Here is a 17,356-nt window from a genome sequence, read left to right on the forward strand (position 1 = left end):
TTCCAGGACCAAAAAAAACCGCCTGATGAAGGCGGTTTTTTTAGAGGACGCTAATTACAACTTCGGACCCGCAGCCTTGATGGCGTCGCTCACGTCGAACTTCTTGAAGTTCTCCACGAACAGGCCAGCCAGGGCCTTGGCGGCTTCGTCGTAGGCAGCTTTGTCAGCCCAGGTGTTGCGTGGGTTGAGCAGGCCGGTGTCGACGCCGGGTACCGATTTCGGTACGTCGAGGTTGATGGTGTCCAGGTGCTCGGTTTCTGCACCGATCAGTGCGCCGCTCTGGATGGCTGCGATCACGCCACGGGTGGTCGGGATGTTGAAGCGCTTGCCGACGCCGTAGCCACCGCCGGTCCAGCCGGTGTTGACCAGGTAGACCTTGGATTTGAAGCCGCGGATGCGCTTGATCAGCAATTCAGCGTATTCGCCAGCCGGACGCGGGAAGAACGGGGCGCCGAAGCAGGTGGAGAAGGTGGACTTGATGCCCGAACCCGAACCCATTTCGGTCGAACCGACCAGTGCGGTGTAACCCGACAGGAAGTGGTAGGCAGCCTGTTCTTCACTGAGGATCGACACCGGTGGCAGGACGCCGGTCAGGTCGCAGGTCAGGAAGATCACGGCGTTTGGCTCGCCGCCGAGGTTTTTCGGTGCGCGTTTTTCGATCAGTTCACGCGGGTAGGCCGCACGGCTGTTCTGGGTCAGGCTGCTGTCGGCGTAGTCGGCTTTTTTGGTGACCGGATCGAGTACGACGTTTTCCAGTACGGCGCCGTGCTGAATGGCTTTCCAGATGACCGGCTCGTTCTTCTCGGACAGGTCGATGCACTTGGCATAGCAACCGCCTTCGATGTTGAACACCACGCCTTCGCCCCAGCCGTGCTCGTCGTCACCGATCAGGTAACGGCTTTCATCGGCGGACAGGGTGGTCTTGCCGGTGCCGGACAGGCCGAAGAACAGGGTTACATCGCCCTCTTCGCCCATGTTGGCTGCGCAGTGCATCGGCAGAACGTCGGAAGCCGGGAGCAGGAAGTTCTGCACCGAGAACATGGCTTTCTTCATTTCGCCGGCATAACGCATGCCTGCGATCAGCACCTTGCGGGCTGCGAAGTTGATGATCACGGTGCCGTCGGAGTTGGTGCCGTCACGCTCAGGGTCGCAAACGAACCATGGCGCGTTCTGGATTTCCCACTCGTCCTTGCCAGCCGGGTTGTACTGTTCAGGGTTGATGAACAGGCAACGGCCGAACAGGTTGTGCCACGCAGTTTCGGTGGTCATCTTGACGGGCAGGTAGTGCGCAGGATCGGAGCCTACATGAACGTGGGAAACGAAGCGCTCGCGCTCGGCCAGGTATGCACCGACACGGTTCCACAAGGCGTCGAATTTCTCGGCCGGAAACTTGCGGTTGATCGGGCCCCAGGCGATGGCGTCCTGGGTGCTCGGCTCTTCAACAATGAAACGATCGACCGGCGAACGGCCAGTACGATGGCCTGTCTCCACAACCAGTGCGCCAGTGTCGGAAAGTACGCCTTCGTTACGGGCAAGGGCTTCCTTGACCAGTTCGTCGGTGCTCAGATCGGTGTGCACAGCGTTGTTGATTTGCGTCATGAGGTTCCCCGTCGGCCTGTAGCCGAGTGCTCCAAACGGTTTTGTAGTAAAAAAACAACCACTACTACAGCGTAAAAGTGGGCCGGATTATGCCAGAAATGCCCAGAAATGGTAGGACCCTCCTGTCAGAACAGCATTACAAGGGCCCATACCGTATTCTGAGGGGCTTTACGCGTTGATCAATGGCGCGTGTCAGATGGCGAATCGACACCGCCGCCAGCAAACAGCTGTGCAACGTCAGTGGCATCGAACAGGTAGCGCTCGTTGCAGAACTGACAGTCGATCTCGATGCTGCCGTTGTGCTCGATGACCAGTTGCTGCGCGTCCTCCAGGCCAAGACTGACCAGTGCGTTGGCCGAGCGCTCGCGCGAGCAACTGCAGCGGAAACAGATTGGCTGAGCGTCGAACAGGCGCACCGGGTCTTCGTGATACAGGCGATGCAAAATGGTCTGGTTGTCCAGGCCGAGCATTTCTTCGGCAGTCAGGGTGCTGGCGAGGGTAATGACATGTTCCCAGCTGGCATCGCGCTCTTCCGGGTCGGTGATCTGTGCGGCAGGCAGTTGCTGCAGCAGCAGGCCGCGGGCGCGATGACCGTCAGCCTTGAGCCAGAAACGGGTGCCCAACTGCTCGGACATCACGAAGTAGTTAGAGAGGCTTTCCGACAGGTCGACGCCATCCAGCGCCACAACGCCCTGATAGCGCTTGCCCTTGTGCGGGTCGACAGTCAATGCCAGCGAACCATCAGGCATCAGGTCCTGCAGGCCCGCGTCTGGCGTGATGAGCGTTTCGTCATAGCGGGCGATACCGCGCAGCTCACGTTCGCTGGAGCATTCGACCATCAGCAGCGGTACAGCGCCGCTGGAGCGCGCCTGCAAAATCAGCAGTCCGTCGAACTTGAGGGTGCCGACCAGCAGAGCGGCGGCAGCCATCAGTTCTCCCAGCAACTGCGCGACCGGCTCCGGGTACGGGTGCTTGGCGAGTACTTCGGCATAACTGCGTTCAAGGGCTACCAGCTCTCCACGAACGTCGCTTTCGTCGAAGATGAAGCGCTGGGTGAAATCGGTGTCCGGTAAATCATGCATAGGGAAGGTATCTGAAGTAATGACAGTGGATGGCACGCGGCTGAGCAAGCACCGTCCGGCACTCGAAAGCGCCGTGGCCATGCGGATTGACCGGCATTTTAGGAGCTATCCGGTGCGCTTCCAAGCGGGTTGGCCGTTCGGGCTGATCGCCGGAGCCGCCATGCGCTGTTTTCAGTCGTTGTTGTGGCTGGCACGGAAACCAAAAAGCTCCCGGCGTTGCTTCTTGGTGGGCTTTCCGTCGGTAGTTACACCCAGGTTGCCAGCCTTGCGCTGAGCGGCCGCGCGTTCTCTTTTGGCGATGCTGTCCGGTGTCTCGCTATACAGCGTCTGCGCCTCAGGCGCACCCCGGCGAACGGTGGACAACGCTTCGACCACTATCGTGCGCTCATCGAAGCCCATGCGAATCTGAAACTCGTCGCCTGGACGAGGCTCCTTGCCGGGCTTGCAACGTTCGCCGCGACAGTGCACCTTGCCGCTTTCGATAGCTGCTTTGGCCAATGCGCGTGTTTTGAAAAAACGTGCGGCCCACAGCCATTTATCCAGACGGACCTTGTCATCTTCTTCCGGCTTTTGCGCCATTTGAATTCCTCATCAGTGCAGCAGTCTGAACGTTATCGGGCTCATCAGGAAACGCGACTGCGTCGCTCGCCTGATGTGTACATACCCACACGAACATGAAGTAACCGATCCTTGCTTGTCAAAAACAGCTATTCCCCTTTTCATTGCCCGACCCCTACATGGAGCGCGACGTGACAGATTTTCCAACTTCGTTGACCGCCCCCAGAAAAGGGTGCGCGGGATGCACGGGCAGTCCGGAACTGGATTTCTCGTTTGACTACGCGTATCAACCGATCGTGAACCTTCACGACCAGTCGATTTTCGCTCACGAGGCGCTGGTTCGTGGCCCCAATGGCGAAGGTGCGATGTCCGTTCTGAGTCAGGTCAACGACCAGAACCGCTACCGCTTCGATCAGGCCTGTCGGACCACCGCCATCGCCGGTGCCGCGAAACTGGGCATGAACGAGCGTTTATCGATCAACTTTTTGCCCAACGCCGTGTATCGTCCCGAGCTGTGTATCCGCAGCACGCTGGAGGCCGCCAGGCAGCATGACTTTCCTGTCGAGCGTTTGATTTTCGAAACAATCGAAAGCGAGCATGTGGATAACAACGGGCACTTGAGCAATATTCTGCGCGAGTATCGCGAGTTCGGCTTCATGACCGCCATCGATGATTTCGGTGCCGGGTATTCCGGACTGACGCTGCTCGCGGACTTTCAGCCAGACCTGATAAAGCTCGACATGAACCTGATTCGCGACATTCATCGTGATCGCGCGCGTCAGGCTATTGTTCGGGGTGTTGTCACAATGTGTTCGGACTTGGGGATTAAGCTCATTGCCGAAGGTATAGAGCAGGTTGAGGAGCGGGACTTTCTCGCCGATTGCGGCATTTTCCTGATGCAGGGCTATCTGTTCGCCAAACCTGCATTCAAAGCCCTGGCGCAGATAGCACCTGACGTCTGGCAGAAGTCTTGAGACATACGGAATTGCATTGAAAACATTCGACCATCTGACAGTCATCGGCCTGCGCGAGTGGGTAGCGCTTCCCGACCTGGGGGTGGCGGGCCTGCGGGCAAAAATCGATACCGGTGCGAGCACGTCAAGCCTGCATGCCACCGAAATCGAACCTTTTGAGCGCGATGGCCAGAAATGGGTGCGCTTCAACGCGCATCTGGGCACTGTGGTTCAGTTGCGGCATCGCCGCTGCGAGGCGCAACTGGTCGCCATGAAAACCATTAAAAGCTCCAACGGCCACGCGCAGGTGCGTTACGTCATTCGCACCACGCTGGCCCTGGGTGATCGTATCTGGCCAGTGGAATTCACACTGGCTTGCCGCAAGTCGATGCGTTATCGACTGCTGCTGGGTTCCAAAGCGCTGATCGACGGCCAACTGGTGGTCAATCCGGGCATAACTTACGTACAAGACAAGCCGGTGTTCCCGGCCTCTACTTCCTCAGGTGTTGCATGAAGATCGCTGTGCTTTCGCGTAATCCGCGTCTGTATTCCACCCGTCGTCTGGTCGAAGCTGGCATCGAGCGTGGCCATGAGATGGTGGTGATCGACACCCTGCGCGCCTATATGAACATCGCCAGCCACAAGCCGCAGATCCACTACCGCGGCAAACCTCTGGAGGGCTTCGATGCGGTGATTCCGCGCATCGGTGCCTCGGTGACTTTCTATGGCTGTGCGGTGTTGCGTCAGTTTGAAATGATGGGCGTATTTCCGCTCAATGAGTCGGTCGCCATTGCCCGCTCGCGCGACAAGTTGCGCTCGCTGCAACTGCTGTCACGTCGGGGCATCGGCTTGCCGGTGACAGGCTTTGCCCACTCGCCTGACGATATTCCCGACCTGATCCAGATGGTCAACGGCGCGCCGCTGGTCATCAAGGTACTTGAAGGTACTCAAGGGATTGGCGTGGTGCTGTGCGAAACCGCTACGGCAGCCGAATCGGTGATTGAAGCCTTCATGGGTCTCAAGCAGGACATCATGGTGCAGGAGTACATCAAGGAAGCGGGCGGTGCCGATATTCGCTGCTTCGTTGTCGGTGACAAGGTCATCGCCTCGATGAAGCGTCAGGCCAAACCGGGCGAGTTTCGCTCCAACCTGCACCGTGGCGGCAGTGCCAGCCTGATCAAGATCACCCCGGAAGAACGCATGACTGCATTGCGTGCAGCCAAGGTCATGGGCTTGAGTGTGGCGGGTGTGGATATTCTGCGCTCCAATCACGGCCCGCTGGTGATGGAGGTCAACTCGTCACCTGGCCTGGAAGGCATTGAAGTCACCACCAGCAAGGATGTGGCCGGGATGATTATCGAGTATCTGGAGAAAAACAGCGGCCCGCACATGACCCGCACCAAAGGAAAAGGCTGACAGGGCGGCGACTCGACTCAATCGCTCAGGCCATGAGCTTGTCTGCGGATAAGCTGGCCTGGGCACTTCACTACCGTACATCTGTTAAATGCGCCGAGTAATCGATTCAGCAGCGCTATCTTCTTTCTGCAAACCCGCTTCTCTCCATCAGGCCGAAGACGACGTTTTAGCCACCTTCGCGCCGAATCGCCCTCTCGCCTCGCGACATAAATCAACACATTTCTGCTTATTTGTATGCCGATTGAGCATGAGGTAGTCGTTTACGGCATTAGACGTATGCGCGTGCCATGGGAATAGTTGCGACTTTTTTCGCCTGCTACAGAGCCGGGATGCTCGTCTGCGGTGACCTTCTCGGGACATTTCCAAAGGGATCCCCTGCCCTGAAACTGCTTTGAAAAGCACGCTCGGCGCATCGGTCTTGGACTTGCCCAAGCCACTTTGAACAAGGGTAATAATATGAAGAAGGCAAAGCTGAGTCTGGCTTGGCAGATTCTTATCGGACTGGTACTGGGTATCGCGGTGGGTGCGCTGCTCAACCATTTCAGCGCCGAGAAGGCCTGGTGGATCACCAATCTCCTGCAGCCTGCGGGCGATATCTTCATTCGTCTGATCAAGATGATCGTTATCCCTATCGTTGTCGCATCGCTGATTGTAGGCATCGCGGGTGTGGGCGACGCCAAGAAACTGGGGCGCATCGGTCTGAAGACCATCCTCTATTTCGAAGTCGTGACCACCATCGCCATTCTGGTGGGCCTGGTGCTGGCCAATGTGTTCCATCCGGGCACGGGTATCGACATGAGCACGCTGGGTACGGTGGATATCTCCAAATACCAGCAGACAACGGCCGAAGTTCAGCATGATCACGCGTTTATCGCGACCATTCTCAACCTGATCCCGTCCAACATCTTTGCTGCCATGGCGCGTGGCGAGATGCTGCCGATCATCTTCTTTTCGGTGCTGTTCGGTCTCGGGCTTTCCAGCCTGCAGGCAGAGGTCCGTGAGCCTCTGGTGAAGCTGTTTCAGGGCGTCTCGGAAACCATGTTCAAGGTCACGCACATGATCATGAACTACGCGCCGATCGGCGTGTTCGCGCTGATTGCGGTGACCGTCGCCAACTTCGGTTTCGCCTCCCTGTTGCCGCTCGCCAAGCTGGTGATTCTGGTATACGTGGCCATCGCCTTCTTTGCCTTCGTGGTGCTGGGGCTGATCGCTCGGGCGTTCGGCTTCTCGGTGATCAGGCTGATGCGCATCTTCAAGGACGAGCTGATTCTGTCCTACTCCACCGCCAGCTCCGAAACCGTACTGCCACGCGTGATCCAGAAAATGGAAGCCTACGGCGCGCCGAAGGCGATCTGCAGCTTCGTGGTGCCGACGGGCTACTCGTTCAACCTCGACGGCTCGACGCTCTATCAGAGCATCGCAGCGATCTTCATCGCTCAGTTGTACGGCATTGACCTGTCGATTGGCGCGCAGCTGATGCTGGTTCTGACCCTGATGGTCACGTCCAAAGGTATCGCGGGTGTGCCGGGTGTTTCCTTCGTGGTACTGCTGGCAACGTTGGGCAGCGCCGGTATCCCGCTGGAAGGCCTGGCGTTTATTGCCGGTGTCGACCGGATCATGGACATGGCGCGTACGGCCCTGAATGTGATCGGCAACGCGCTGGCCGTGCTGGTCATCTCGCGCTGGGAAGGCATGTACGACGATGAAAAGGGCGAGCGCTACTGGAACTCCCTGCCGCACTGGCGCAGCAAGGAACCTGTACCGATGGGCCAGCCGACGGCTGACTGATCTTTGCCAATGTGCTGACAAACCCCGGACCTCCGGGGTTTGTTGTTTTCAGGTCGCCGGTTAGACTGCCTGCCTTACCAGAGGAATGAACATGAACGACGCACTCGACAATGACGAAGAAGAATTTGCCGCCTCGACCCTGATCGAAGCCATCGAGAACCAGATCGAATCCGGTAATCCGCCAGCGGCCAAGGCTGTTTTCAACATGCTTACCCTGGTTAAGTACGAGCGTGAAGACATTCTCGAAATGATGGCGCACGTCCTGGCCATCGAAATCGACGCCTTGCTGGAGCAGGACCGTCCGTTCGATACGCAATGGTACGAAGCAGCGCTGCGGGCCCTGCCCGATCTGCCCCCGGAAAAGTAACCTTGCGGTCAGATCGTGCCAGCAAGATATATGCTGCAAACACTCCAGACGCTGACTACACTGCAAATGCCCCGCTGCCGCATGATCCTCCGGGGCTGCCACGCCAAACCGGCTTCAACGGTCATCCAGAACCGACGAGCGCAGATTGGACACGTCGATTCCAGAGCGCACCCGCCAGCCGGCGAGGTCGTACTACTACAAAAAGTCTGGAGTACCTATGTCGTATACCCCTGAGTTGGTTGCCGAACTGGAAATCCTTGCACTGTTCAATCTGGGAAACACCCAGGAAGGCCTGAAAGTCCACCATGTAGCGGCACCCACTGCCGTTGCAGCAGCAAAAAGACTCTTCGATAAAGGACTGACGACCCAGGTCGATGGCGGTTATCTGACCAGCCTCGGGCTTGAGGCCGCTCAACATGCCCAATCACTGTTGACCATCCTCAACGTTTCCAAACAAGCTGCCTGACAGGCGCAGGGCCTGCGCACAAAAAAGCGTGGCAGGCCCTTCACTTATCTGAACGCCGGTCGATACAGGATTCTGGCGTCAGAATAACAACCCGACTGAATCCTTTTCTCTCGGCTGCAAACCTTCTCCGCCATCTTTGCTCAGTAATTCCACGCCTGCACAGGCCAGATGCCTTGAGTTGCGATGACGCGTAATCCTGAAATTCGCCCCGACCTGGATGAGGGCATCGACCGCAAGGTTCTCAGCCAGTTGCGCAACCGTTTCCTGTCGCTCAATGACGGGCGATATGCGCGTGCCCTCAAAGGCATGTCGACCCGCCAGCAAAGCGTTCTGACCCTGCTGCCGCTGTTCTTTCACGTCAACCACCCTCTGCTGCCCGGTTACGTTTCCGGTGGCACGCCTGCTGGCGTCTCGCAGTACGAACCGGACACGCTGGCGCTGGCCGAAGCGCAACGCCTGACACGCTCCTTCTCTTACAAGGTCCGGCGTGGTAACGCTCCTCAGCCGATTCACGGCCTGTTCCTGATGGGCAGCCTCGGTACGCTGGCCCAGGCTGAACAAAGCGACATGGACGTATGGGTCTGTCACGACAGCGAACTGGAGCCGGAGGCCATCGCCGAACTGCGCAGGAAATGCCAGGCCCTTGAAGCCTGGGCCGCCACTATGGGGGCAGAGGCGCACTTTTTCCTGATCGACCCGCAACGTTTCAAGCGTGGGGACCGCGACTCGCAGCTCAGCTCTGACGACTGCGGCACTACCCAGCATTACCTGTTGCTCGATGAGTTTTATCGCACGGCGATCTGGCTCGCAGGGCGCACCCCGATGTGGTGGCTGGTGCCAGTCTATGAAGAGCAGAACTATGAGGATTACACCCATACCCTGCTGAGCAAACGCTTCATTCGCGCCAGCGAAGTGCTCGACCTCGGGCCGATGTCGCACATTCCTGCGGCGGAATTTATTGGTGCCGGCTTGTGGCAGTTGTTCAAGGGTATCGAGTCGCCCTACAAGTCTGTTCTCAAGCTGCTGCTGATCGAGGTTTACTCCAGTGAACATCCCCGCGTGCAGTGCCTGAGCCTGCGTTTCAAGCAAGCGGTGTTTGCCAACCAACTGGACCTGGATGAGCTGGACCCGTACGTGGTTGTGTACCGGCGTATCGAAGAGCATCTGCAGGCACGCAACGAGCAAGAGCGCCTCGAACTGGTGCGGCGCAGCCTGTACCTGAAGGTCAACAAAAAGCTCACCGGCTCGAGCCGTCAGCGCAACACCGGTTGGCAACGCCTGCTGCTGGAGCGCCTGACCTCTGAGTGGGGCTGGGATGAACGACAACTGGCGCTGCTCGACAGCCGCAGCCAGTGGAAAGTGCGCCAGGTGGCCAGCGAGCGTCGTGCACTGGTTAACGAGCTCAATTACAGCTATCGCTTTCAGACCCGGTTCGCCAGCACGCAAAGCACCGCCGACGCGCTCAATGCTCGTGACCTGACCATACTCGGTCGGCGCCTGTATGCCGCTTTCGAGCGCAAGGCGGGCAAGGTCGAGTTCATCAATCCGGGCATCGCTCCGGACCTTGCAGAAGATACGCTGACGCTGGTGCATTCCCCTGATAAACGCGAGCCAGGCAAGCATCAGTGGGCCCTGTACAACGGCAACCTGGGTATTCACGAGTGGCCGAACTTTTCGCCGATCAAACGCAGCCGGGAATTGCTCGAGCTGCTGACCTGGTGCCACCGCAACAACGTGATCGACACCACGACCCGCGTGGCGCTGCATCCGGGCACCAGTGACTTGAGCGAGTTCGAGTTGTTCAACCTGCTCGGTGCCTTGCAGCAGAGTATTGAACTGCCGCTGCCCGAGGTCAGCGACGATGAGCTGCTCATGCCCAGTACACCCAGCGAGATACTGTTGCTGGTCAATGTCGGTGTCGACCCGCTCAGGCATCACCGCGACCTTAATATTCTGATGACCACCGAGCGCACCGACTCGCTCAGTTATGCGGGTGTCCGGGAGAATCTGGTGCTGACGCTGGACCAGATCACCCTCAATACCTGGAACGAAACGCTGGTCAGCCGCTATGACGGCCCGCATGCCCTGCTCGACTGCATGAGCGAACTGCTCGGCAGCCTGCCGCAGAGCGGTAAGCAGCCGCAGATTCGCGTGCACTGCTTCTGTCATAACCGGGCACCTGCCATCGCTCAGCGGGTTGAAGAACTGATCAGCACGGCCCGGTTATTACTCGCCAGGCGGTTGAACCATCGTTATCTGATTCAAGTGCAGCAGCAGTATCACGTGCTGGAGATCAAACCCGGGCAGGTCGGTCATGTAGTGGTCAACAGCCTGCCAGGCCTGTTCAATTACCTGGGTGAAGAGCTGCCGTTGTACAGCCCTTTGCATCTGGACCCTCACGCACTCGATGGCCACGATCTGGCCCTGATCCTGCCACTTGGTCAGCCTGAATGCATTCAGGTGTTCTACCGAATCAACGAGCCGGATGCCGACGTGTACGTGCTGGACGAACACAATTCGCTCTGGCACCAGCGCCTGCCGTATCACGACGAACAAAGCCTGCTGACGCCACTGCAGCGTTTTCTTCACTCGCTGGTTTATCGCCGAGGCGCGTCATTGCCGCTGGACGATCCGTCCGAGCCGGTTTCGCTGGAAACCCTTTATTACCAAGTGCTGCCTTCTGGCCCTGGGCTTGCCCGGCGTGTCGAACATCGGTTGGCACCGACTGCGGCGGACAAGGCGTTTTATGACGTGCAGGCAATCATCGAAGAAACCTCGCCCGGACAGCTGAGCGCCACGCTGTACTGCGATAACTGCGAGTTTTCCGAGCTGGAATATGGCGATCAGCTGTATGCCGCCGTTGCCCGGCAAATTCTCGGCAAACGCCTGGAACCCCAGCGCTATCGCTGTTACATCACCGACCTGGACCTGTCCGGGCTGCTGGATGACCGGCATGGACAAAGCATCCTCTTCCTGCATCACAAGGCCGAGCTGGAAAAGCTGTTGAACGAGGCGATGGACCAGGCCTGACGTACGCTTGTCCTGCCCCGCGCGCCTAACGTTCCAACGCCGAGCACTGGCACGATAGGTGTTCTGCGCGCCGCCTCTCGTTCCGCACGCTCCAGCGTGGAAATGCCGTTCTGGACGCTCTGCGTCCGCTCTTGAATGCGGAGGCGCTTTACGGATGCAGCGCCTTCGATTACTCGTACTCGCCCGCTGCTTCCGGCTGATACTCCACCGCCAGCAAGGTCAGCTTGAGGGTCTTGCCGCCCGGTGCTGGCCAGTCGATGTGCTGGCCGACCTGCAAACCCAGCAACGCCGAGCCCATTGGCGCGAGGACCGAGACGGTGCCGTCTGCGCCTGCATCCTGGGGATAAACCAGCTTGAGGTGATAGTCCTTGCCGCTGACTTCTTCACGGCAATGCACACGCGAATTCATGGTCACAACGCCCGCAGGCACTTCATCGTGGCCCACTACCTGATCGGCGCGGTCCAGTTCGGCCTGCAACGCCTGGATGCCCGGCGTGTCTTCGTCCTGGCTGGCGATAAAACTCTCAAGACGCTGTACGTCGAGGCGGGTGAGGATGATCGAAGGTGCTGTGGTCATGGTCTGGGCAGACTCCTTTATTCTCCATGAATAAAACAAAACCCCGCCGGGGTGGGCGGGGTTCTACGGGCCTCTCAATCTGGAGAAGCAGAGTCCGACACTAACACAGCGCAGTAAATACACAACCCGACGCGGCATCAGCCTGCGGTCTGGCCCGCAGTGGCTCGACGCTGGTCCGCTTCATGGCGAATCTGTCGACGACGATGGTCATCGGCCGAGCGCCATTCGCGGATGTCTTCGACATGACGGAAGCACCCGAGGCAAACCTTCTGCTCATCGAGCCGGCACAGGCTGATACAGGGCGACGGTACAGCCGGGCTGACGTTGCTGAAAAGCGGTTTGGGCGGTCGAACGGGGGACTGGCTCACGATCAGATCTCGTCGAAATCCAGTTCGACACCGGCTTGCTCAAGGGTGATGCGCGCAAGCATTTCGCTGAGCAGCTCATCACTGGTGTCGCATGCCCAACGGCTGTTCTCTTCGTCATAATCGAAATGGAAACCGCCGGAGCGGGCTGCCAGCCACAGCTGACGAAGCGGCTCCTGACGACTGAAGATCAGTTGCGAGCCGTTTTCGAACTTGACGGTGAGGACGCCGGCCGAGTTTTCCAGGTCGACATCCAGGCCGCTCTCGTCGAAAACATCTTCCAGCACCTGCTGCGTCGCATCGACGAGGTCGTGAAAACGGGCTTCGGTCAAACTCATTGCGGGAACCTCGATAAGTGTCTGCAAATAGCGCAGAGGGGCAAGATACGGACGCAGCCAGGCAAATGCAAAGCTTACTCATCATTGACGATGCACGAGCACTTTAATCCCGATCAACCACCGCTCTGCTGCGGCTTTCACGTCAAAGGCACGCCAGACGGGAGGCCGCTCGCATAGGCAAGGTGCCGGGTGGTCGGTATACTCGGGCGCAATTAATGCTTTTACAAAGGATTTCGCCATGAAGCGCCTGATCTCTTCGCTTGCTGCGCTTGTCGCGGTCGCTTGTCTTGTTACAGCCTGCGGCCAGAAAGGCCCGCTGTATCTGCCGGATGACACCAAAACTCCGGATGAACAAGCCAAATCGCAATCGCACAAGCACCTTTAAGGGAATTCAATGGACGCCTTCAACTACCGCGACGGTGAGCTGTTCGCGGAAGGGGTAGCATTGTCTGCCATTGCCGAGCGCTTCGGCACGCCGACCTATGTCTACTCGCGCGCTCATATAGAGGCGCAATACCGTGCCTACGCCGATGCGCTGAGCGGCATGCCGCATATGGTCTGCTTCGCCGTAAAAGCCAACTCCAATCTGGGCGTGTTAAATGTCCTGGCGCGTCTTGGCGCCGGTTTCGACATTGTTTCGCGCGGCGAACTGGAGCGTGTGCTGGCCGCAGGCGGCAAAGCCGAGAAGATCGTGTTTTCCGGCGTCGGCAAGACCCGTGAAGACATGCGTCGCGCTCTTGAAGTTGGTGTGCACTGCTTCAATGTCGAATCCACCGACGAGCTTGAGCGCCTGCAGGAAGTGGCTGCCGAGCTTGACGTTCGTGCGCCGATATCGCTGCGGGTCAACCCGGATGTGGATGCAGGCACTCACCCTTACATCTCCACCGGCCTTAAAGAAAACAAATTCGGCATCGCCATTGCAGATGCCGAAGACGTTTACATTCGCGCCTCGCAACTGCCAAACCTGGAAGTGATCGGGGTCGACTGCCATATTGGCTCGCAACTGACCACGCTCGAGCCGTTCATTGATGCGCTGGATCGCCTGCTGGACCTGGTTGATCGCCTGGGCGATTGCGGCATTCACCTGCACCATATCGATCTGGGTGGCGGTCTTGGTGTGCGTTATCGCGACGAAGAGCCTCCGCTGGCGGCCGACTACATCAAAGCCGTGCGTGAGCGACTGGCTGGTCGTGATCTGGGGCTGTTGTTCGAGCCGGGGCGCTTCATCGTGGCCAACGCAGGCGCGCTGCTGACCCGCGTCGAATACCTCAAGCACACCGAGCACAAGGATTTCGCCATCGTCGATGCGGCGATGAACGATCTGATCCGCCCAGCGCTTTATCAGGCGTGGATGGACGTCACAGCAGTGCGTCCGCGTGACAGCGAACCTCGTGCGTACGACATCGTCGGGCCGATCTGCGAGACCGGCGACTTCCTCGCCAAAGGGCGCGAGCTGGCGCTGGCCGAAGGCGATCTGCTGGCGGTCCATTCAGCCGGTGCCTATGGCTTCGTCATGAGTTCGAACTACAACACCCGTGGCCGTGCTGCTGAGGTACTGGTCGACGGTTCCCAGGCTTTTGAAGTGCGTCGTCGCGAAACCGTGGCCGAGCTGTTCGCTGGCGAAAGCCTGCTGCCGGAGTAATCCCATGCTGCTGCGTTTTACCAAGATGCACGGGCTGGGTAACGACTTCATGGTCCTGGACCTTGTGAGTCAGCACGCGCACATCTTGCCCAAGCATGCCAAACAATGGGGCGACCGCCACACCGGTATCGGTTTCGATCAGCTTTTGCTGGTCGAGGCGCCGAACAATCCGGATGTGGACTTTCGCTACCGAATCTTCAACTCCGATGGTTCCGAAGTCGAACAGTGCGGCAACGGCGCGCGCTGCTTTGCCCGTTTCGTACTCGACAAGCGCCTGACGGCCAAGAAGCAGATACGCGTCGAGACCAAGAGCGGCATCATTGAGCTGGATATCCGCAGCGACGGGCAGATCAGCGTCGATATGGGGCCACCCAGGTTTGTCCCGGAAGAAATACCTTTCGAGGCCGCAGAGCAGGCCACCCGTTACAACGTCGAGGTAGACGGGCAGAATATCGAACTGGCTGCTGTGTCCATGGGCAACCCGCATGCAGTACTGCGTGTCGATGACATCAATAACGCGCCGGTCCACGAGCTGGGGCCAAAGATCGAGCATCACCCGCGCTTTCCGGCACGGGTCAATGTGGGCTTTCTCCACGTGGTGGACCGTCAGCGTGCGCAGTTGCGTGTCTGGGAGCGTGGTGCCGGGGAAACCCAGGCCTGTGGCACCGGCGCCTGTGCGGCGGCGGTTGCTGCCATCAGCCAGGGCTGGATGGATTCGCCGCTGCTGATCGACCTGCCCGGAGGTCGCCTGTCCATCGAATGGGCTGGCCCGGGACATTCTGTCATGATGACCGGCCCCGCCGTCAGGGTTTATGAAGGCCAAGTTCGTCTTTGAGTGAGTAACTGCCATGACCGATCAACCTCCCGCTTCAACAGGCACCCCCTGCGAATCGCCTGTCGATAGCGCAGCGCCAGACCTTGAAGCAGAGGCGGTCATCGCCTTCCTGCTTGAGCACCCGGACTTTTTCGCCGAGCACGACGAGCTGCTGGTGTCGATGCGCATCCCGCACCAGCGTGGCAATACCGTTTCGCTGGTCGAGCGTCAGCTAAAGCTGCTGCGCGAGCGCAACATCGAAATGCGTCATCGCCTGTCGCAGCTGATGGACGTCGCACGGGACAACGACCGCCTGTTCGAAAAGACCCGACGCCTGAACCTCGCCCTGATGGATGCCACCAGCCTGGACGAGCTTGTCATCGCTGTCGAAGACAGCCTGCGTCAGGATTTTCAGGTGCCCTTCGTCAGCCTGATCCTGTTCAGTGACAGCCCGATGCAAGTGGGGCGATGGGTCAGCAGCGCCGAAGCACAGAAAGCAATCGGCGGCCTGATTGGCGAGAAGATCATCTGCGGCGCGTTGCGTGAGCATGAACTGGCGTTCCTGTTTGGCGCAGAGCAAGGCAAGGAAGTGGGCTCTACCGCCATCGCCAGCCTCAATCACCTGGGCCTGCATGGCGTGCTGGCCATCGGCAGTCGTGATCCGCAGCATTACAAAAGCTCGGTCGGCACCCTGTTCCTCAGTTACATCGCCGACGTCCTGAGCCGCCTGCTGCCGCGTTTCGCTCACTCTTTACGCTCGGTTCGCTAGCCATGGAACAGCATCTGGACGCCTACTGCATGCACCTGCGCAGTGAGCGCCAGGTGTCGCCTCATACGCTTGAAGCCTACCGGCGCGATCTGGGCAAGGTTCTGGCATATTGCCAGAAGGCGCAACTGTCGAGCTGGAATGATTTGGATATCCAGCACCTGCGCAGCTTTACCGCCCGCCAGCACCAACAGGGCCAGTCTTCACGCAGTCTGGCGCGCATGCTGTCGGCGGTGCGCGGTTTCTACAAATACCTCAATCGCGAAGGCATCTGCCAGCACGACCCGGCAAACGGCCTGTCACCGCCCAAGGGCGACCGGCGTCTGCCCAAGACGCTGGACACCGACCGCACCGCGCAATTACTGGACGGTGGCGTTGAAGATGATTTTCTGGCTCATCGCGATCAAGCCATTCTGGAACTGCTTTACTCATCAGGATTGCGCCTGTCCGAACTGACGGGCCTGAACCTGGACCAACTGGACCTGCGCGACGGTCTGGTGCAGGTCCTGGGCAAAGGCAGCAAGACCCGCGTACTGCCGGTCGGTAGCAAGGCTCGCCAGGCGCTGGAAATATGGTTGCCGCTGCGTGCCCTGACCAATCCGCAGGACGACGCCGTGTTCGTCAGCCAGCAAGGCAAGCGCCTCGGCCCGCGCACGATTCAAGTGCGGCTCAAGGCGGCTGGTGAGAGGGAGTTAGGGCAGAACCTGCATCCGCACATGCTGCGTCACTCGTTCGCCAGCCACCTGCTGGAGTCGTCACAGGACTTGCGCGCCGTGCAGGAGCTGCTGGGTCATGCGGACATCAAGACCACGCAGATATATACGCACCTGGACTTCCAGCATTTGGCTACTGTTTATGACAGCGCCCATCCCCGAGCCAAACGTAAAGGAGCTGCAGATGATTAAGCTGGTGACGTTTGATCTTGACGACACGCTCTGGGACACCGCCCCTGCCATTGCCGGTGCCGAAGTCACACTGCGTGACTGGCTGGCCGAACACGCGCCAAAGCTGGGGGCGATTCCTGTCGAGCACCTGTGGGAAATTCGCTCGCGCCTTGTGGCTGAAGACCCGTCCTTCAAGCACCGCATCAGCGCCTTGCGACGCCGCGTGCTGTTCCATGCGCTCGAAGATGCCGGCTACGACCCGGACGAGGCGCAGGACCTTGCCGACCGCGGCTTTGAAGTCTTCCTGCATGGCCGCCATCAGGTGCAGATTTTCCCTGAGGTGCAACCCATGCTGGAAATTCTCGCCAAGACCTTCACGCTGGGCGTGATTACCAATGGCAATGCCGATGTGCGTCGTTTGGGGCTGGCAGATTACTTTGCCTTCGCGCTGTGCGCCGAGGACCTGGGTATCGGTAAGCCCGACCCCGCACCGTTTGTGGAAGCGTTACGGCGCGCAAAAGTCGATGCCAGCGCAGCCGTGCACGTAGGCGATCACCCGAAGGACGATATAGCAGGTGCCCAACAGGCGGGCATGCGCGCCATCTGGTACAACCCGCAAGGCAAGGCCTGGGACGCAGACCGGCTGCCGGATGCCGAGATCCACAACCTGTCGCAGCTGCCGGAAGTCCTGGCACGCTGGGCCTGAAAACG

At 59.1% G+C, this 17,356-nt stretch carries 19 protein-coding genes; 13 read left to right on the forward strand and 6 right to left on the reverse strand.

Translation table 11 applies throughout. The annotated features are described in order from the left end of the window. Positions 1–54: 54 nt before the first annotated feature. From RYA97_RS16405 to RYA97_RS16415, 3 genes are all read right to left on the reverse strand, one after another. Positions 55–1,599, reverse strand: a complete 1,545-nt coding sequence (locus RYA97_RS16405) for a phosphoenolpyruvate carboxykinase (RefSeq protein WP_005743163.1) — start codon at positions 1,597–1,599, stop codon at positions 55–57. Between the two features lie 179 nt (positions 1,600–1,778). Continuing rightward, positions 1,779–2,681, reverse strand: coding sequence for an Hsp33 family molecular chaperone HslO (hslO, locus tag RYA97_RS16410; protein WP_316884785.1), 903 nt, complete (start codon positions 2,679–2,681; stop codon positions 1,779–1,781). A 171-nt stretch (positions 2,682–2,852) separates the two neighbouring features. Then, positions 2,853–3,260 carry an RNA-binding S4 domain-containing protein gene (locus tag RYA97_RS16415; RefSeq protein ID WP_316884784.1) on the reverse strand — a complete coding sequence of 136 codons (408 nt, stop codon included), beginning with the start codon at positions 3,258–3,260 and terminating at the stop codon, positions 2,853–2,855. A 170-nt stretch (positions 3,261–3,430) separates the two neighbouring features. Here RYA97_RS16415 and RYA97_RS16420 point away from each other — a divergent pair, with 170 nt between their 5' ends. The 7 genes from RYA97_RS16420 (at position 3,431) to RYA97_RS16450 (ending at position 11,259) form a co-directional block, all read left to right on the forward strand. Next, positions 3,431–4,213 (forward strand): EAL domain-containing protein, encoded by a 783-nt coding sequence (locus RYA97_RS16420; protein WP_002555827.1) that lies wholly within the window; start codon positions 3,431–3,433, stop codon positions 4,211–4,213. 49 nt (positions 4,214–4,262) lie between these two features. Further along, complete coding sequence (locus tag RYA97_RS16425) at positions 4,263–4,706, forward strand: ATP-dependent zinc protease (protein WP_170947379.1); 444 nt, start codon at positions 4,263–4,265, stop codon at positions 4,704–4,706. Then, complete coding sequence (rimK, locus tag RYA97_RS16430; protein WP_003318100.1) at positions 4,703–5,608, forward strand: 30S ribosomal protein S6--L-glutamate ligase; 906 nt, start codon at positions 4,703–4,705, stop codon at positions 5,606–5,608. The genes RYA97_RS16425 and rimK overlap by 4 nt, the downstream gene beginning before the upstream one ends. A 456-nt stretch (positions 5,609–6,064) precedes the next feature. After that, positions 6,065–7,396: a glutamate/aspartate:proton symporter GltP gene (gltP, locus tag RYA97_RS16435; RefSeq protein ID WP_002555824.1), complete on the forward strand. Its 1,332-nt coding sequence runs from the start codon at positions 6,065–6,067 to the stop codon at positions 7,394–7,396. A gap of 91 nt (positions 7,397–7,487) precedes the next feature. Next, positions 7,488–7,763, forward strand: a complete 276-nt coding sequence (locus RYA97_RS16440; RefSeq protein ID WP_005743165.1) for a hypothetical protein — start codon at positions 7,488–7,490, stop codon at positions 7,761–7,763. A 217-nt stretch (positions 7,764–7,980) separates the two neighbouring features. Next, positions 7,981–8,229, forward strand: a complete 249-nt coding sequence (locus RYA97_RS16445; protein WP_002555822.1) for a TIGR02647 family protein — start codon at positions 7,981–7,983, stop codon at positions 8,227–8,229. 183 nt (positions 8,230–8,412) lie between these two features. Beyond that, positions 8,413–11,259, forward strand: coding sequence for a class I adenylate cyclase (locus RYA97_RS16450; RefSeq protein WP_316892711.1), 2,847 nt, complete (start codon positions 8,413–8,415; stop codon positions 11,257–11,259). Positions 11,260–11,428: 169 nt separating this feature from the next. Here RYA97_RS16450 and rnk read toward each other — a convergent pair whose 3' ends face one another. The 3 genes from rnk to cyaY all read right to left on the reverse strand — a co-directional run bounded on the left by rnk (position 11,429) and on the right by cyaY (position 12,539). Further along, a complete protein-coding gene (gene rnk, locus RYA97_RS16455; protein WP_005743168.1) occupies positions 11,429–11,836 on the reverse strand; it encodes a nucleoside diphosphate kinase regulator in 408 nt (135 codons plus the stop codon). A 137-nt stretch (positions 11,837–11,973) separates the two neighbouring features. After that, the gene (locus RYA97_RS16460) at positions 11,974–12,204 is read right to left on the reverse strand and encodes a DUF1289 domain-containing protein (protein ID WP_044295754.1); all 231 of its coding nucleotides are present in this window, start codon (positions 12,202–12,204) and stop codon (positions 11,974–11,976) included. 2 nt (positions 12,205–12,206) lie between these two features. Then, complete coding sequence (gene cyaY / locus RYA97_RS16465; RefSeq protein WP_002555818.1) at positions 12,207–12,539, reverse strand: iron donor protein CyaY; 333 nt, start codon at positions 12,537–12,539, stop codon at positions 12,207–12,209. Positions 12,540–12,777: 238 nt separating this feature from the next. Between cyaY and lptM the strand changes: the two genes are divergently transcribed. The 6 genes from lptM to RYA97_RS16495 are packed head-to-tail and all read left to right on the forward strand — an operon-like array spanning position 12,778 to position 17,351. After that, positions 12,778–12,924 (forward strand): LPS translocon maturation chaperone LptM, encoded by a 147-nt coding sequence (lptM, locus tag RYA97_RS16470; protein ID WP_002555817.1) that lies wholly within the window; start codon positions 12,778–12,780, stop codon positions 12,922–12,924. A gap of 9 nt (positions 12,925–12,933) precedes the next feature. After that, entirely contained in the window at positions 12,934–14,181 is a 1,248-nt protein-coding gene (lysA, locus tag RYA97_RS16475) for a diaminopimelate decarboxylase (protein WP_005743170.1), read from the forward strand. A 4-nt stretch (positions 14,182–14,185) separates the two neighbouring features. Continuing rightward, a complete protein-coding gene (dapF, locus tag RYA97_RS16480; RefSeq protein ID WP_004659606.1) occupies positions 14,186–15,016 on the forward strand; it encodes a diaminopimelate epimerase in 831 nt (276 codons plus the stop codon). A 13-nt stretch (positions 15,017–15,029) separates the two neighbouring features. Then, positions 15,030–15,764 carry a DUF484 family protein gene (locus tag RYA97_RS16485; RefSeq protein ID WP_002555814.1) on the forward strand — a complete coding sequence of 245 codons (735 nt, stop codon included), beginning with the start codon at positions 15,030–15,032 and terminating at the stop codon, positions 15,762–15,764. 2 nt (positions 15,765–15,766) lie between these two features. Beyond that, positions 15,767–16,666: a tyrosine recombinase XerC gene (gene xerC, locus RYA97_RS16490; protein ID WP_005782331.1), complete on the forward strand. Its 900-nt coding sequence runs from the start codon at positions 15,767–15,769 to the stop codon at positions 16,664–16,666. Beyond that, complete coding sequence (locus tag RYA97_RS16495) at positions 16,659–17,351, forward strand: HAD family hydrolase (protein WP_004659608.1); 693 nt, start codon at positions 16,659–16,661, stop codon at positions 17,349–17,351. The genes xerC and RYA97_RS16495 overlap by 8 nt, the downstream gene beginning before the upstream one ends. Positions 17,352–17,356 lie beyond the last annotated feature (5 nt).

The organism is Pseudomonas syringae group sp. 26L6 (assembly GCF_032587815.1).
GTDB lineage: Bacteria > Pseudomonadota > Gammaproteobacteria > Pseudomonadales > Pseudomonadaceae > Aquipseudomonas > Aquipseudomonas amygdali.

What these genes read in the sequence shown, in the direction of transcription:
- hslO (WP_316884785.1), bottom strand. Translation starts at nt 2,681, where the DNA reads ATGCATGATTTACCGGACACCGATTTCACCCAGCGCTTCATCTTCGAC.
- RYA97_RS16485 (WP_002555814.1), top strand. Translation starts at nt 15,030, where the DNA reads ATGACCGATCAACCTCCCGCTTCAACAGGCACCCCCTGCGAATCGCCT.
- rimK (WP_003318100.1), top strand. Translation starts at nt 4,703, where the DNA reads ATGAAGATCGCTGTGCTTTCGCGTAATCCGCGTCTGTATTCCACCCGT.
- gltP (WP_002555824.1), top strand. Translation starts at nt 6,065, where the DNA reads ATGAAGAAGGCAAAGCTGAGTCTGGCTTGGCAGATTCTTATCGGACTG.
- lptM (WP_002555817.1), top strand. Translation starts at nt 12,778, where the DNA reads ATGAAGCGCCTGATCTCTTCGCTTGCTGCGCTTGTCGCGGTCGCTTGT.
- RYA97_RS16450 (WP_316892711.1), top strand. Translation starts at nt 8,413, where the DNA reads ATGACGCGTAATCCTGAAATTCGCCCCGACCTGGATGAGGGCATCGAC.
- RYA97_RS16445 (WP_002555822.1), top strand. Translation starts at nt 7,981, where the DNA reads ATGTCGTATACCCCTGAGTTGGTTGCCGAACTGGAAATCCTTGCACTG.
- RYA97_RS16440 (WP_005743165.1), top strand. Translation starts at nt 7,488, where the DNA reads ATGAACGACGCACTCGACAATGACGAAGAAGAATTTGCCGCCTCGACC.
- cyaY (WP_002555818.1), bottom strand. Translation starts at nt 12,539, where the DNA reads ATGAGTTTGACCGAAGCCCGTTTTCACGACCTCGTCGATGCGACGCAG.
- rnk (WP_005743168.1), bottom strand. Translation starts at nt 11,836, where the DNA reads ATGACCACAGCACCTTCGATCATCCTCACCCGCCTCGACGTACAGCGT.
- RYA97_RS16495 (WP_004659608.1), top strand. Translation starts at nt 16,659, where the DNA reads ATGATTAAGCTGGTGACGTTTGATCTTGACGACACGCTCTGGGACACC.
- RYA97_RS16415 (WP_316884784.1), bottom strand. Translation starts at nt 3,260, where the DNA reads ATGGCGCAAAAGCCGGAAGAAGATGACAAGGTCCGTCTGGATAAATGG.
- lysA (WP_005743170.1), top strand. Translation starts at nt 12,934, where the DNA reads ATGGACGCCTTCAACTACCGCGACGGTGAGCTGTTCGCGGAAGGGGTA.
- dapF (WP_004659606.1), top strand. Translation starts at nt 14,186, where the DNA reads ATGCTGCTGCGTTTTACCAAGATGCACGGGCTGGGTAACGACTTCATG.
- RYA97_RS16405 (WP_005743163.1), bottom strand. Translation starts at nt 1,599, where the DNA reads ATGACGCAAATCAACAACGCTGTGCACACCGATCTGAGCACCGACGAA.
- xerC (WP_005782331.1), top strand. Translation starts at nt 15,767, where the DNA reads ATGGAACAGCATCTGGACGCCTACTGCATGCACCTGCGCAGTGAGCGC.